11 protein-coding genes are annotated in these 14,960 nt (G+C 62.7%); 4 read left to right on the top strand and 7 right to left on the bottom strand.

Annotation, left to right across the window (positions count from 1 at the left end; all coding sequences use genetic code 11):
- Nucleotides 1-2 precede the first annotated feature (2 nt).
- The 7 genes from glgA to NKI24_RS02290 form a co-directional block, all read right to left on the bottom strand.
- Nucleotides 3-1,448 (bottom strand): glycogen synthase GlgA, encoded by a 1,446-nt coding sequence (gene glgA, locus NKI24_RS02320; protein ID WP_352743131.1) that lies wholly within the window; start codon nucleotides 1,446-1,448, stop codon nucleotides 3-5.
- A 3-nt stretch (nucleotides 1,449-1,451) separates the two neighbouring features.
- Complete coding sequence (gene glgC, locus NKI24_RS02315; protein ID WP_352618603.1) at nucleotides 1,452-2,717, bottom strand: glucose-1-phosphate adenylyltransferase; 1,266 nt, start codon at nucleotides 2,715-2,717, stop codon at nucleotides 1,452-1,454.
- 35 nt (nucleotides 2,718-2,752) lie between these two features.
- Entirely contained in the window at nucleotides 2,753-4,966 is a 2,214-nt protein-coding gene (gene glgB, locus NKI24_RS02310; protein ID WP_352743128.1) for a 1,4-alpha-glucan branching protein GlgB, read from the bottom strand.
- A 146-nt stretch (nucleotides 4,967-5,112) separates the two neighbouring features.
- Entirely contained in the window at nucleotides 5,113-7,581 is a 2,469-nt protein-coding gene (locus NKI24_RS02305; RefSeq protein WP_352743126.1) for a glycogen/starch/alpha-glucan phosphorylase, read from the bottom strand.
- A 173-nt stretch (nucleotides 7,582-7,754) separates the two neighbouring features.
- Nucleotides 7,755-8,543, bottom strand: coding sequence for an ATP-binding cassette domain-containing protein (locus NKI24_RS02300; protein ID WP_023679303.1), 789 nt, complete (start codon nucleotides 8,541-8,543; stop codon nucleotides 7,755-7,757).
- Nucleotides 8,540-9,622: an ABC transporter permease gene (locus tag NKI24_RS02295; RefSeq protein ID WP_023679302.1), complete on the bottom strand. Its 1,083-nt coding sequence runs from the start codon at nucleotides 9,620-9,622 to the stop codon at nucleotides 8,540-8,542. Before NKI24_RS02295 ends, NKI24_RS02300 begins: the two co-directional genes overlap by 4 nt.
- A gap of 88 nt (nucleotides 9,623-9,710) precedes the next feature.
- The gene (locus NKI24_RS02290) at nucleotides 9,711-10,727 is read right to left on the bottom strand and encodes a sugar ABC transporter substrate-binding protein (protein WP_352449223.1); all 1,017 of its coding nucleotides are present in this window, start codon (nucleotides 10,725-10,727) and stop codon (nucleotides 9,711-9,713) included.
- 229 nt (nucleotides 10,728-10,956) lie between these two features.
- On the opposite strand from NKI24_RS02290, the gene NKI24_RS02285 reads away from it, so the two are divergent.
- From NKI24_RS02285 to NKI24_RS02270, 4 genes are all read left to right on the top strand, one after another.
- On the top strand, nucleotides 10,957-12,186 hold the full coding sequence (locus NKI24_RS02285; protein ID WP_352743124.1) for an ROK family transcriptional regulator: 1,230 nt from the start codon (nucleotides 10,957-10,959) through the stop codon (nucleotides 12,184-12,186).
- A gap of 2 nt (nucleotides 12,187-12,188) precedes the next feature.
- Nucleotides 12,189-12,635, top strand: coding sequence for an RbsD/FucU family protein (locus tag NKI24_RS02280; protein ID WP_352743122.1), 447 nt, complete (start codon nucleotides 12,189-12,191; stop codon nucleotides 12,633-12,635).
- Nucleotides 12,632-13,555, top strand: coding sequence for a carbohydrate kinase family protein (locus NKI24_RS02275; RefSeq protein ID WP_352743120.1), 924 nt, complete (start codon nucleotides 12,632-12,634; stop codon nucleotides 13,553-13,555). Before NKI24_RS02280 ends, NKI24_RS02275 begins: the two co-directional genes overlap by 4 nt.
- A 254-nt stretch (nucleotides 13,556-13,809) precedes the next feature.
- A complete protein-coding gene (locus NKI24_RS02270) occupies nucleotides 13,810-14,952 on the top strand; it encodes a DegT/DnrJ/EryC1/StrS family aminotransferase (protein ID WP_352743118.1) in 1,143 nt (380 codons plus the stop codon).
- The last annotated feature ends 8 nt before the right edge of the window (nucleotides 14,953-14,960 follow it).

Raw genomic sequence — 14,960 nt, 5'->3', positions numbered from 1 at the left:
AGTCAGGCAGCCCTTTTCGAAAGCAGCAAGCGATAGTGTTGGACATATTTTTCGGCGCTTTTGTCCCACGAAACGTCGGCCTTCATGCCTTGCCGCTGCATCGACGTCCACACTGCGGGATTGGCATGCGCCTCGACAAGGCGGCGGACGGCGTGCAGCAAGGCGCCGGCATTGGCGGGCGCAAACTGGAAACCGGTCGCCACGCCGGCAGAGATGGCGGCTTCGTTGGCATCGATGATCGTGTCGGCAAGGCCGCCGGTGCGCGCGACCACCGGCACGCAGCCATAGCGCAGGCCGTAAAGCTGTGTCAGCCCGCAAGGTTCGAAGCGCGATGGGATAATGATGGCGTCGCTGCCGCCCTGCATGGTGTGGGAGAGTCCCTCGTCATAGCCGACGACGACGCCGATGCGGCCGCGATGGCGGGCTGCGGCGGCAAGCAACGCGCCTTCCAGCCCAGCGTCGCCAGACCCAAGGATTGCCAGCCGTGCACCTGCCGCGACGATGCCGTCGACGGCCGCAGCCAGTATGTCCATGCCCTTTTGCCAGGTCAGCCGGCTGACGACGCAGACGATCGGGCTGTCATCGCGATCGAGGCTGAAACGGTCCTCGACCGCGGCCTTGTTGGGCATTCGCGCCTTCAGCGTCTTTGCGGTGTAGTTGGAGGGTAGATGCTTGTCGGTTTCCGGGTTCCATATCTCAGTATCGATGCCGTTGACGATGCCATGGAGATCGACGGAGCGCATGTTGATCAGGCCGTCGAGGCCCATGCCGAATTCGGGCAAGCGGATTTCCTGCGCATAGGTCGGGCTGACCGTGGTGATCGCCCACGCCGCCTGCAGGCCGGCCTTGAGGAAGCCGACGCCGCCGTAATATTCGACGCCGTCGAGCGCCATCGCCGCCGCCGGCAGGCCAAGGTCGCCAAAGATGCCGGCGCCGAACTGGCCCTGGAAGGCGAGGTTGTGCACGGTGATCATCGACGGCGTGCCGACCGCCTTGCCGTAGCGCATGTAGGCAAGCGTCATTGCCGACTGCCAGTCATGGGCATGGACGATATCGGGCAGGTAGCCCGATATCGCGCCGCCGGCAATATCACCGCCTACCTGGCTCAAGGCCGCGAACCGCCGCCAATTGTCCGGCCAGTCGGCGCCTGTCGCGTTGCCGTATGGGCCGCCGGGACGGTCGAAAAGATGCGGCGCGTCAAGCACGAACAGGTCGAGCCCGGCGATCTGGACGGCATGCACCGAGGCCTTGCCGCCCTGCAGCAATGGATATTGCTGAACCGGCTTCTTTTTCCTGAAGGCGCCCATCACCTGAGGATAGCCGGGGACGAGCGTGCGCATGGTGACGCCTTTGCCGGCCAATGCCACGGGCAAGGCGCCGGTCACGTCGGCGAGCCCGCCCGTCTTGACCAGCGGAAAGATCTCGGGCGCCACCGACAGAACCTGCATGCACTACGATCCCAGCCTGTTGATCATGTCCTGCGTGACGAGGCAGATGCCTTTTTCCGAAACGCGGAAACGCTTGGCGTCGAGGACGGGATCCTCGCCGACCACCAGCCCCTCCGGGATCCTGACGCCGTGATCGATGACCACGCGCTTCAGCCTGGCGTTGCGGCCGACATGGACGTCGGGCAGCATGACGACTTCCTCCAGCGTCGAATAGGAATTGATGCGCGCGCCGGTAAAGATCAGGCTTCGTTTCAGCGAAGCGCCCGAAACGATGCAATCGCCCGAGACGAGAGACGACACGGCCGACCCGCGGCGGCCGTCCTCGTCATGCACGAACTTTGCCGGCGGCTTCAATTCGGCATAGGTCCAGATCGGCCAGTCGCGATCGTAGAGGTCGAGTTCCGGCGTGATGTCGGTCAGGTCGATATTGGCTTCCCAATAGGCGTCGACCGTGCCGACGTCGCGCCAATAGGCCTCGTTCTCGGCGGTCGAGCGCACGCAGGATTTGGCGAAACGATGGGCGATCGCCTTTCCGTGCTCGACGATGTACGGGATGATGTCCTTGCCGAAGTCGCGGCTCGAGCCGGGCTCCGCCGCGTCGCGACGCAATTGCTCCATCAGGAACTTGGTCTTGAACACATAGATGCCCATCGAGGCCAGCGCGTAATCCGGTTTGTCGGGAATGCCGGGCGGATCGGCGGGCTTTTCGATGAAGGAGATGATGGTGTCCTTGGGATCGACATGCATGACGCCGAAGCCGGTGGCTTCCATGCGCGGCACTTCGAGGCAGCCGACGGTGACATCGGCGCCGGCCTCGACATGCTGGCGCAGCATCATTTCGTAGTCCATCTTGTAGATGTGGTCGCCGGCCAGGATGACCATGTATTCCGGCCCGTAGGCCTCGATGATGTCGATGTTCTGGTACACGGCGTCGGCGGTGCCCTCGTACCATTGCGTTTCCGACACACGCTGGCTGGCCGGCAGGATATCGAAACTCTCATTGCGCTCGGGCCGCAGGAAGTTCCAACCGCGCTGCAGGTGGCGGATCAGCGAATGCGCCTTGTACTGGGTGGCGACGCCGAGGCGGCGGATACCGGAATTGAGCGCATTGGAGAGCGCGAAATCGATGATGCGGGTCTTGCCGCCGAAATAGACCGCCGGCTTGGCGCGGCGGTCGGTCAGTTCCTTGAGCCGGCTGCCACGGCCGCCGGCCAGCACATAAGCCATGGCGTCGCGTGCCAGCGGCTGTGTTCGTTTTATTTCAGCCATTCCTATCCTCCCAGGTTAGATGCTCCAGACATAGCTCAGTCCGGGACGAATTCGAGCATGATCGTCGACAGCGGCGGCAAAAGCATCGTCGCCGAAATGCCTCCTCCTTCCGCCTGAGCCTCGACGCCGCCGCTATTGCCCTTGCCGGAACCGCCATAATCCGTGGCATCGGTGTTGATGATCTCGCGCCATTTTCCGGCGTGCGGCAACGGCACGCGGTAATTGTCGCGCGGCACCGGCGTGAAGTTGGAAATGACCGCGACCGGGTTGCCGCCCGGCGCGCTGCGCAGCCAGGCAAATACTGAGTTCGCGCTGTCGTCGACGATCAGCCAGGAAAAGCCCTCCGGCTCGCAGTCGCGGGCATGCAGCGCGGGGCGCGAGCGGTAGAGATAGTTGAGATCGCGCACCGTCTGCCAGACGCCGCGGTGGAGCCGGAAATCGAGCAGGTTCCAGTCGAGCGCGCGCCCCTCGCTCCACTCGCGGCGCTGTGCGAACTCCTGGCCCATGAACAACAGCTTCTTGCCGGGATAACCCCACATGAACGCGTAATAGGCGCGCAGCGTCGCGAATTTCTGCCAGTCGTCGCCGGCCATCTTATTGAGCAGCGTGCCCTTGCCGTGCACCACTTCGTCATGGGACAGCGGCAGCACGAAATTCTCGCTGAAGGCGTAGACCAGACCGAAGGTGATGTCGTTGTGGTGATGCTTGCGGAAGATCGGCTCCTTGGAGAAATACTCCAAAGTGTCATGCATGAAGCCCATGTTCCACTTAAAACCGAAGCCCAGTCCGCCTTCATGCACCGGCTGCGAGACTTTCGGCCACGAGGTCGATTCCTCGGCGATGGTCATCACACCTGGATGGTGGCCGTAGACCTCCTTGTTCATACGCTGCAGGAAGCTGACCGCTTCGAGGTTCTCCCGCCCGCCCTTCTCGTTGGGAATCCATTCACCGGCCTTGCGCGAATAATCGAGATAAAGCATCGAGGCTACCGCATCGACGCGCAGTCCGTCGACGTGATATTTCTCGGCCCAGAACAGCGCATTGTTGACCAGGAACGAAATCACTTCGCGGCGCCCAAAATTATAGATCGCGGTGTTCCAGTCGGGATGGAAGCCCTTGCGCGGATCGGCATGTTCGTAGAGCGCGGTACCGTCGAACTTTGCCAGACCGTGTTCGTCAACCGGGAAATGCGCCGGCACCCAGTCGAGGATGACGCCGATGCCTGCACGGTGGGCGCCGTCGACGAAGCGGGCAAAACCGTCTGGATCGCCAAAGCGGGCAGTCGGCGCATAGAGACCCGTCGTCTGGTAGCCCCAGGACGGGTCATAAGGGTGTTCGGAGATCGGCATGAATTCGATGTGGGTAAAACCGGTCTCGACCACGTAAGGGATCAGCCTGTCGGCGAGCTCATCCCACGACAGGAAGCTGCCGTCGTCGTGAAGCCGCCATGACCCGGCATGGACCTCGTAGATCGATACGGCTTCGCGCCTGTGGTCGGCATTGCGCCAGTAGTTCCGGTGCGCCTCGTCACCCCATTCATGCGCCGGCGGCAATGCCGTCACCGAGGCGGTGGCCGGGCGCAGTTCGGACTTGAAGGCGAACGGATCGGCTTTGAGCGGCAATCTCACGCCATCCGGCCCGATGATTTCATACTTATACGGGCGGCCAGCGCCGATGTCGGGAATGAACAGCTCCCAGATGCCGGTGTCGCGGCGGACGCGCATGGTATGCCTGCGGCCGTCCCACTCGTTGAAGTCGCCGACCACCGAGACGCGCCTTGCATTGGGCGCCCACACCGCAAAATGCACACCCGATGCACCTTCATGGTCGATGAGATGGGCGCCGAGCTTGTCGAACAGCCTGAGATGCGATCCTTCGGCGATGTAATAATCGTCCAGCGGACCGAGCACGGGGCCGAAGGAATATGGATCGGTCAGCCACCAGTCACCGCCGGAATTCCTGGCGTGATAGCGCAGCGGCTGGCGTTTGCGCAGCGACAGTTTGCCTTCGAAGAAACCGCGGTCGTCGCGTCTCGACAGCTCGCCGGCCTTCTTGCCGGTCAGCGTATAGGCGGTGACCAACTCGGCATGAGGGACGAAGCAGCGGGCGACAAAGCCCTTTCCCGCCTCATGCACGCCAAGCACGGCAAACGGATCGCCGTGCGTGCCGGCGACAATCGCCGCGACATCGCCGGCTGGCGCCAGTCCGTCCGGCCCGCTTGTCGCAACGGTCGCGCGCGGCTTGCTCATCAGGCAGTGACCCTCCCCGGGCACCAAGTGTATGTTTCTAGTGGAGTCTTGAATTCGACATTCGCATGCCGCCTTACCCTCCAAGGGATGCGAGGGTCAAATCTACTCCACTAGGACCACATTGTTCGTGGCCTCATGCAATCATATCAGGCGGGCACGTGCCATATGTCTTTCGCATATTGGCGGATCGTTCGATCGGACGAGAACCAGCCGACGCGCGCGACATTGCGGATGGCTCTGGCGTACCAGTCCGGGCTGTTGCGCCAGACGGCATCGACGTCGCGCTGGGTGGCGGCGTAGGCATCGAAATCCGCGGCGACCATGAACCAGTCGCTCTGGTAAAGACCGTTGATCAGGTCGCGATAACGGTCCGGATCGTCAGGTGAAAAGACTCCGGATGAAACTGCGGCCAGCGCCTGCGCCAATTCAGGCGATCCCTCGATCACAGCGCGCGGATCGTAACCATTGTTGCGTCGCTCGGCGACCTCATCGGTGGTCAGGCCGAAGATGAAGATATTGTCGTCGCCCACGCATTCCTTGATCTCGACATTGGCGCCGTCGAGCGTGCCGATGGTCAGCGCGCCGTTCAGCGCGAACTTCATGTTGCCGGTGCCGGACGCTTCCATGCCGGCGGTCGATATCTGCTCCGAAAGATCGGCGGCCGGCATCATGATCTCGGCCAGGCTGACATTGTAGTTCGGCACGAACACCACTTTCAGCAAACCGCGCACCGCCGGGTCGCGGTTGATGACCCGGGCGACGTCGTTGGCAAGTTTTATGATCAGCTTGGCGTTGTGATAGCTGGGCGCCGCCTTGCCGCCGAAGAATTTGACGCGAGGCATCCAGTCGCGCTCCGGATGCGAGCGGATCTGGTCGTAAAGCGCGACCGCTTCGAGAATGTTCAAGAGCTGGCGCTTGTATTCGTGGATGCGCTTGACCTGGATGTCGAACAGCGCCGATGGGTCGACCTTGATGCCGAGCCGGTCGGCAACGAGATTGGCAAGCCTCGTCTTGTTCGCCCGTTTGACAGCGGCGAACTTGTCGCGGAAGGCTGCGTCCTCAGCGAAAGGATCAAGCCGCTTTATCTCGTCGATGTCGTCGAGGAAGCGGTCGCCAATCGCCTCTCGGGTGAGTGCAGTGAGGCCGGGATTGCACTGTATCAGCCAGCGCCGCGGTGTGATCCCGTTGGTCTTGTTGTTGATGCGATCCGGGTAGAGCCTGTGGAGGTCGGCAAACACCGTCTCCTTCATCAATTCCGTGTGCAGGGCAGAGACGCCGTTGATCGAGTGCGAGCCGACAAAGGCCAGATTGCCCATGCGCACGCGGCGATCGCCATTTTCCTGGATCAGCGAGATGCGGCTGATTTGTTCGTCCGAGAACTGGTCGGAGGCGCGCGCCTCGAGCAGCACTTCGGCGTTGATGGCGTAGACGATCTGCATGTGGCGCGGCAACAGCCGCTCGAACAGCGGCACGGGCCAGCTTTCCAGCGCTTCGGGAAGCAGCGTGTGGTTGGTGTAGCCGAAGGTGCGCTTGGTGATGCTCCAGGCCTGGTCGAAATCCATGCCGTGGACATCCATCAACAGGCGCATCAGCTCGGCCACGGCGATGGCCGGATGAGTGTCGTTGAGATGGATCGCCGCCTTGTCGGGCAGCGACTGCAGGTCGCCATACTGGCTGAGATGGCGCTGGACGATGTCCTGCAGCGAGGCTGTGGAGAAGAAATACTCCTGCCTGAGCCGCAGCTCCTGGCCGGCCTTGTGGGAATCGGCCGGGTAAAGGACGCGCGACAACGCATCGGCCTTGTTGCTTTCGGCGAGCGCGCCGATGTGATCGCCGGCGTTGAACTTGTCGAGCAGGATCGGATCGATCGGCATGCCGGACCACAGCCGCAGCGTGTTGACACGGTTGGCCCGCCAGCCAACCACCGGCGTATCGTAGGCAACGGCCAGAACATGTTCGGTCGGCTTCCAGACATGGCGCTCGAGCCTGCCGTCGTTCGAGGTAATCGATTCCACCGAGCCGCCGAAGCCGACCTCGAAGGAGCGTTCGCGGCGCTCGAACTCCCAGGGATTGCCGTGATCGAGCCATGTCTCGGGCAGCTCCACCTGCCAGCCGTCATGGATCTCCTGCCGAAACATGCCGTTGGCGTAGCGGATGCCGTAGCCATGCGCGGGGATATTGACGGTCGCCATGCTTTCCATGAAGCAGGCGGCGAGCCGGCCAAGACCGCCATTGCCAAGGGCAGCGTCCGGTTCGAGCGTAGCAATGATGTCGAGGTCCACGCCAAGCGACGACAGCGCCTCGCGCATATTGTCCATCAGGCCGAGATTGGAGAAGGCATCGCGCATCAGGCGGCCGATGAGGAATTCCAGTGACAGGTAGTAGACGCGCTTTTCCTGCTGGGCGTAGGCCTCTTGGGTCGCCTGCATCCAGTGATCGACTATGCGGTCGCGTACAACCTTGATCGAGGCGGTGAGCCAATCGTACTGGGTTGCAACGTTGGTGCCCTTGCCGACCCTGTATTTGAGGGCTTGCAAGACTTCCTCGGCGAGCGTCTTGGGATCCGGGTTTTTGAGCGTGGGCAGAGGAGCTTCGGTTGTCATCGCGCGCGTCATGCTGCCTCTCGTGACGTTGCCAGGATCATGCGGCTTTCACCATCTGCCAATGCTAGTGCATCCCACCGGATGTTCAATCGATTCGGGTGATCGCAAGCCGGGTTGCCCTGCGGCAATTTGGCATTTGGAAACATCGCGTTTGGGCCCCTCGGCGATGGGCCTCAAGTTCTTGCTCAAGCCGCCAGCGCCGCTTCCGGCGGCACCTTGGCGCCAGTCATGAAGGCGACGGCGTCGGACATCGTATACTGCTTCGGATCGATGACACACAGGCGACGGCCGAGCCGGTGAATGTGGATGCGGTCGGCCACCTCGAAGACATGCGGCATATTGTGTGAAATCAACACGATAGGCAGGCCTCGGCGTTTTACGTCGAGGATCAGTTCGAGCACGCGGCGGCTCTCCTTGACGCCGAGCGCGGCCGTCGGCTCATCCATGATGACCATCTTCGAGCCGAAGGCGGCGGCGCGCGCCACCGCCACACCCTGACGCTGGCCGCCGGAAAGCGTTTCCACGGCCTGGCTGATGTTCTGGATGGTCATCAGGCCAAGCTCCGTGAGCTTGTCGCGGGCACGCTTTTCCATCGCCGGACGGTCGAGCATTCGCAGCCATTCGCCGAGGAACCCGGGCTTGCGGATCTCGCGGCCGAGGAACATGTTGTCGGCGATCGACAGCGCCGGCGACAGCGCCAGGTTCTGGTAGACCGTCTCGATGCCGGCCTCGCGCGCCTCCATCGGCGATTTGAAGGCAATAGGCTTGCCTTCAAGCCGTATCTCACCTTCGTCGGGGGTGACCGCTCCGGAAATGGCTTTGATAAGCGACGACTTGCCGGCGCCGTTGTCGCCAATGACAGCAAGGATTTCGCCCGGATAGAGGTCGAAGTCTGCGCTGTCGAGAGCGGTGACGCGGCCGTAGCGCTTGACCAGGCTGCGCGCGGTAAGGATCGGTTCGTGAGTCTGGTTCATGCCGAGATCTTCCTGATCCACTGGTCGATACCAACAGCGATGATGATAAGAGCGCCGACGGACAATTGCGTCCATTGCGGATCTGTCCCCCAAAGCCTGAGGCCGAGCGCGAACACGCCGACGATCAGCGCACCGAAGATGGTCCCGAGGATGGAGCCGCGGCCGCCGAACAGCGAAGTGCCGCCGATCACCACGGCGGTAATCGAATTGATGTTCTCGAACTGCCCGGCCTGCGGCGAGACCGATCCGATGCGACCGATCAGGGCCCAGCCGGCGATGGCGCAAATGATACCAGTCAGCGTGTAGACCGCGACCAGCATCCGGCTGACGCGCACACCCGACAGCTCCGCGGCCTCCGGGTCGTCGCCGACCGCATAGACATGCCGGCCCCACGCGGTGTGATTGAGCACGTACCAGGCAATTGCCGCCATGATCAGCACCAACAGCACGCCATAGGTGAAGACGGCGCCGCCGATCCTGAACGATCCGCCGAAAAACTGCAGCAGCGGCGCCGTCGTCTCGAGATCCTGGCTGCGGATGGTCTCGTTACCGGAATAGATGAAGTTGATGGCAGCGTAGATCGACCAGGTGCCGAGCGTCACGATGAAGGGCGGCAGTTTCACCCAGGCGATGAGAATGCCGTTGATCAAGCCGCAAATCGCGCCGACAAGCAGCCCGACGGCAACGGCGACCGGCGCTGGGACACCGTAGTGCATGGCAAACTGGCCCATGACGACCGAGCTCAGCACCATGATGGCGCCGACGGACAGGTCGATGCCGGCGGTGAGCACCACCAGTGTCTGCGCGATGCCGACCATGCCGGTTATCGCCACCTGCTGGAGGATCAGGGTGAGGGTGAAAGGAGAAAAGAAGCGTCCGCCGACGACGACTGCGAACAGAGCCACCGAGATGATCAGGATGATCAGCGGCACCATGGCAGGGCTTTTGTGCAAGCGGTGCTGGATGCTCTCCAGCGTCGAGCGGGAATGCGTCTCGAATGAAGCGACGCTGGTGTCGCTAGTGGCCAGGACCGTCTCGAATTCCTGCGGTCCCTTGCTCCTGGTTGTTTCGACGCTCAAGTCGGCCTCCCGCCTGTGATGTGGAGCGGCCGAAACCGCTCCACATTCTCTATTGTTCTTTTGAAGTTGAGCCGATCAGGGGATCAAATCAACCCCAGCACTTGCTGAGGCCTTGCTTCGTGTCGATGGATTCGATGCCGGCGGCAGGCTTGTCGGTGATCAGCGTCACGCCGGTGTTGTAGAAATTCAGACCGGGCGACGGCTCAGGCTTCTTGCCGCTGTCGGCAAAGGTCTTGATCGCCTCGATGCCGAGCGAGGCCATGAGCAGTGGATATTGCTGTGAAGTGGCGCCGATCACGCCCTCGGCAACGTTCTTGACACCCGGGCAGCCGCCATCGACCGAGACAATCAGGACGTCCTTCTCCTTGCCGACGGCCTTCAGCGCCTGGTAGGCGCCCGCGGCCGCAGGTTCGTTGATGGTGTAGACGACGTTGATATCCGGATCCTTCTGCAGGCAATTCTCCATGGCAGTGTGCCCGCCATCCTCATTGCCGCTCGACAGATCGTGACAGACATTGCGTGCGTCGGTTTCGTCGCCGATCTTGTTGGGGTCGCCGAGGTCGATGCCGAAGCCCTTCATGAAGCCTTGATCACGCTGCACGTCGACGGAGGGCTGGCTGGCGATAAGATCCATGTAGGCGATGTGCGCGTCCTTGGCCTTGTCGCCCAAGGTGGCCTTTGCCCAGGAGCCGATAAGCTCGCCGGCCTTGAAATTGTCGGTCGCAAACGTCGCATCGGCGGCGTCGGCAGGCTCGAGCTGGGTGTCCAGAGCGATCACCAGCACCCCTGCATCACGCGCCTTCTTCACCGCCGGCACGATGGCCGCAGTGTCGGTGGCGGTGATCAAAATACCCTTGGCGCCGTCGGCGATGCAGGATTCGATCGCCGCAACCTGGCCCTCATTGTCACCTTCCGCCTTGCCGGCGTAGGCCTTCAGATCGACACCAATTTCCTTGGCTTTCGCGGCGGCACCTTCCTTCATCTTGACGAAGAAGGGATTGGTGTCAGTCTTGGTGATCAAGCAGGCGCCGACCCCGGCGGCCGATGCCGTCGATGCAAACGCCATCAAGCTCAGTCCGGCCGCGGCAAACACGGTGGATTTCAACAGTTTTGACGTGGTCACGATTTTCCTCCCATGGAACCATTTAGGATGCCGGCCAACCGGCATCTGCAGCGCGTCCGACGAAATCTCCCAGTGTCGACGCCGATCTCAAGAGACACCAGTCCGCCAGCACTGTCAATAATTAAATCACTCTTATTTATTATTGACATCGCAGGATTGTTCACCCACTCTAGACCAAAAGCATTGAGGGGAAACGACGGGAGGAACAGGGGTGGAGACCGGCGTTACGAGGCACGGTTCGCCCGATGCGGCCGAAAGCCGCCTGCACCGCGGCACCAATCAAAGCGGCATGCGGGACCACAATGAGCGGCTGGTGCTGTCGCTGGTGCGTCAGCACGGCAGCCTGGCCAAATCCGATATTGCGCGCATGACGGGCCTTTCGGCGCAGACAGTGTCCGTCATCATGCGCGAGCTGGAGGAGGACGACCTGCTCGTTCGCCAGGCGCCGTTGCGCGGCAAGATCGGCCAGCCCTCGATACCCATGGCGCTCAATCCCGACGGCGCCTATTTCATCGGCCTGAAGATCGGCCGCCGCAGCGCCGAGCTGGTGCTGATCGATTTCCTCGGCAATGTGCGCTCGATGCTGCAGCATTCATACCGCTATCCGGCGCCGCGCGAGACGGTAGAATTCGTCACGAGCGGCATGAAGAAGATGCGCAGCGAACTCACCCCTGCGCAGGACAAACGCATCGCCGGGCTTGGCATCGCCATGCCGTTCGAATTGTGGAACTGGGCCGATACCGCCGGCGCGCCGCGTGAAATCATGGACGAATGGCGCCATCGCGACATCCGCGCCGACATCCAGGCGCAATGCGAATTTCCAGTCTATCTGCAGAACGACGCAACCTCGGCCTGCGGCGCCGAGCTCGTGTTCGGCCACGCGGCGGGTGCGGCACGCGATTTCGTCTACTTCTATATCGGCGCCTTTGCCGGCGGCGGCATCGTGCTGAACGGCCGGCTGTTTGGCGGCCCGACCGGCAATGCCGGCGCGCTGGGCTCAATGCCAGTGCCCGGGCCGGACGGCAAGCCGACGCAGTTGATCGACGTGGCGTCGATCGCCATGCTGGAAAAGGCGCTCAACGCGCGCGGCATCGAGGCCTCGCATCTGTGGACATCACCGGGGGACTGGGGCGAGATCGGCGCCGAGCTTGACGACTGGATCGCCAGCGCCTCGCAGGCGCTTGCCTATGCCATCGTTTCGGCCTCCTCCGTCATTGACTTCGAAGCCGCGGTGATCGACGGATGGATGCCGCTTGCCGTGCGCAGGCGGCTTGTCGATGCCGTTATCCAAGCCATCGGCCGGATCGACGGCGAAGGCCTGAGGCTGCCGGCCGTTCGCGAGGGAACAGTCGGCATCCATGCGCGGGCGCTGGGTGGTGCCAGCCTGCCGCTATCGGAGCGCTTCCTCATCGGCTCGACCACGATTTCCCGGAGCTTCTGAGCATGCTGATCGGCATCCCGGCGCTGCTCGGCCCCGAGCTTCTGGCGATATTGCGCGCCATGGGCCATGGCGACGAGATCGCCTTGGTCGACGGCAACTACCCGGCCGAGCAGCAGGCACAGCGGCTGATCCGCGCCGACGGTCATCATCTCGTCCCCGTGCTCGATGCGGTATTGAGCGTATTGCCGGTCGACGATGCCGTGCCGCAGGCGCTGTTTCGCGCCTCGGCCAAAGGCGATCCCCTGCTCGCCGATCCGGTTCACCATGAGATGGAAGCGATCTGCGCCAGGCGTGCGCCGGGCCGCACGGTGGTTGCGCTTGCCGGCGCCGACTTCTATGCACGGGTCAAGGCCGCGCACGCGATCGTCGCGACAAGCGAGCCGCGCCTTTATGCCAACATCATCATTCGCAAGGGCGTGATCTATCCGCCGGAAAGCAAGACTTCATGATTCTCTGCTGCGGCGAAGCCCTGATCGACATGCTGCCGCGCACCACGACGGAGGGCGAGCCGGCCTTTGCGCCCTATGTCGGCGGTGCCGTCTTCAACTCGGCCATTGCGCTCGGCCGGCTCGGAGCGCCGGCCGGCTTCTTCTCCGGCCTGTCGTCGGATCTGTTCGGCGGGCAGTTCAGGGAGGCGCTGGGGGCCAGCAAGGTCAGTTCCACCTATGCGCACACCTCGCCGCGGCCGACCACGCTCGCCTTCGTGCGGCTCACCAACGGCCAGGCGACCTATACATTCTATGACGAGAACACCGCCGGACGCATGCTGACCATCGAGGACCTGCCGGAACTCGGCAGCGAGATCGAGGCCATGCTGTTCGGCGCCATCAGCCTGATCACGGAGCCGGCCGGATCGGCCTATGAGGAGTTCATGCGGCGCGAGCATGAGCGCCGCGTGATGATGCTCGACCCCAACATCCGGCCAAACTTCATTCCCGACAAAGCCAAGCACCTCAGGCGCATCCGCGGCATGATGGCGATGGCCGACATCGTCAAATTGTCGGACGAGGATCTGAACTGGTTCGGCGAAGCCGGCTCGCATGAGGACGTCGTCCGCAACTGGCTGGATCGCGGCCCGAAGCTGATCGTCGTCACCCACGGCAGCGAGGGCGCGGTCGGTTACAGCAGCCAGCACCGCGTCACGGTCGTGCCGGACAAGGTCGAGGTGGTCGATACGGTCGGCGCCGGCGACACGTTCAATGCCGGCATCCTCGCCTCCTTGCACGAGCAGGGCCTGCTGTCGAAGACGGCAATCGCCAGCTTGCCGGAAGACGCCATCCACAAGGCGCTGACGCTCGGCGCCAAAGCCGCGGCGGTGACGGTATCGCGGGCCGGCGCCAACCCGCCATGGCGGCATGAAATCGCCTGACCGGCTGGCAACAGCCTCGCGGACCGCTTGCCGGCGATCACTTTATGTTTCGCCCAGCCAGTGGGGCGGGATACAAAGGCCACATCAAGCATGCCGAAGCCCGGATTTCCTCGCGTTTAAGAGGGCAGATCGGAAACCAGAGGTAACAGGCTGCGACACTTGAGCAATTCAGGGTTTTGCCCTGCGGCTTTCTCGGCCGTGCCAAGTCTGCTACCAGCGGCCGGGTTATCTGGCTAAAACCGTTTGAGGCCGACATGCAGTTCATCGATCTTGGCGCGCAGCGCGAACGCATCCGCGACAGGCTGAAGGCGGCAATCGACCGCGTCGTCGACGAAGGCCGCTATATTCTCGGACCTCAGGTCACCGAATTCGAAAACAAGCTCGCCGCCTATATCGGCACCAAGCATGTGGTCGCTTGCGCTAACGGCACCGATGCGCTGCTGCTGCCGCTGTTTGCCGCCGGCATCGGCCCGGGCGACGCGGTGTTCGTGCCGAGCTTCACCTTCGCCGCCACGGCCGAAGTGGTGGCGCTGACCAAGGCCGAACCGGTGTTCGTCGATGTCGATGCCGACAGCTACAATATCGACATCGCCAGCCTCGAGGCGGCAATCGCCATGATCAAGGCGGAGGGCCGGCTGAAGCCGAAGGCAATCATTCCCGTCGACCTGTTCGGCCTCGCCGCCGATTACGAGGCGATCATGGCCATCGCCGATCGGGAAGGCCTGATGGTCATCGAGGATGCGGCGCAGGCGACCGGCGGCTCGGCTCACGGCAAGATGTGCGGCTCGTTCGGCACCGTCGGCTCGACCAGCTTCTATCCGGCAAAGCCGCTCGGCTGCTATGGCGACGGCGGTGCGATGTTCACCAATGACGATGCGCTGGCCGAACAGCTGCGCTCGTTCGCCTTTCACGGCAAGGGCGAAACGCAATACGACAATGTCCGCGTTGGCATCAATTCACGGCTCGACACGCTTCAGGCGGCGATCCTGATAGAGAAGCTGGCCATCCTCGAGGACGAGATGGTGGCGCGGCAAGCGGTCGCCAATCGCTATGCCGAAGGTCTCGGCGATATCGTCAAGGCGGCGCGCAATCTGGGCGGCGGCCGCTCGGCCTGGGCGCAATACGCCATCGAAACGCCGAAACGCGACGGGCTCAAGGCACATCTCGGTGAAAAGGGCATTCCGTCGGTTATCTACTATGTGAAACCGTTGCACAGCCAGATTGCCTATCGCGATTATCCGCGCACGCCGACCGGCCTTGCCGTTTCGGAAGAGCTGCCGAAGCGCATCCTGTGCCTGCCGATGCATCCCTATCTGAGCGAGGCTGACCAGGACCGGATCATCGAAACGATCCGTAACTATATCGGCTCGAATTCGGCGCATGTAGCGGCGGCATAAATTCGAAA

The sequence above is a fragment of the Mesorhizobium sp. M0701 genome (assembly GCF_040320365.1).
Classification (GTDB): Bacteria; Pseudomonadota; Alphaproteobacteria; order Rhizobiales; family Rhizobiaceae; genus Mesorhizobium.
This window is presented reverse-complemented; position numbering and strand designations above follow the sequence as displayed.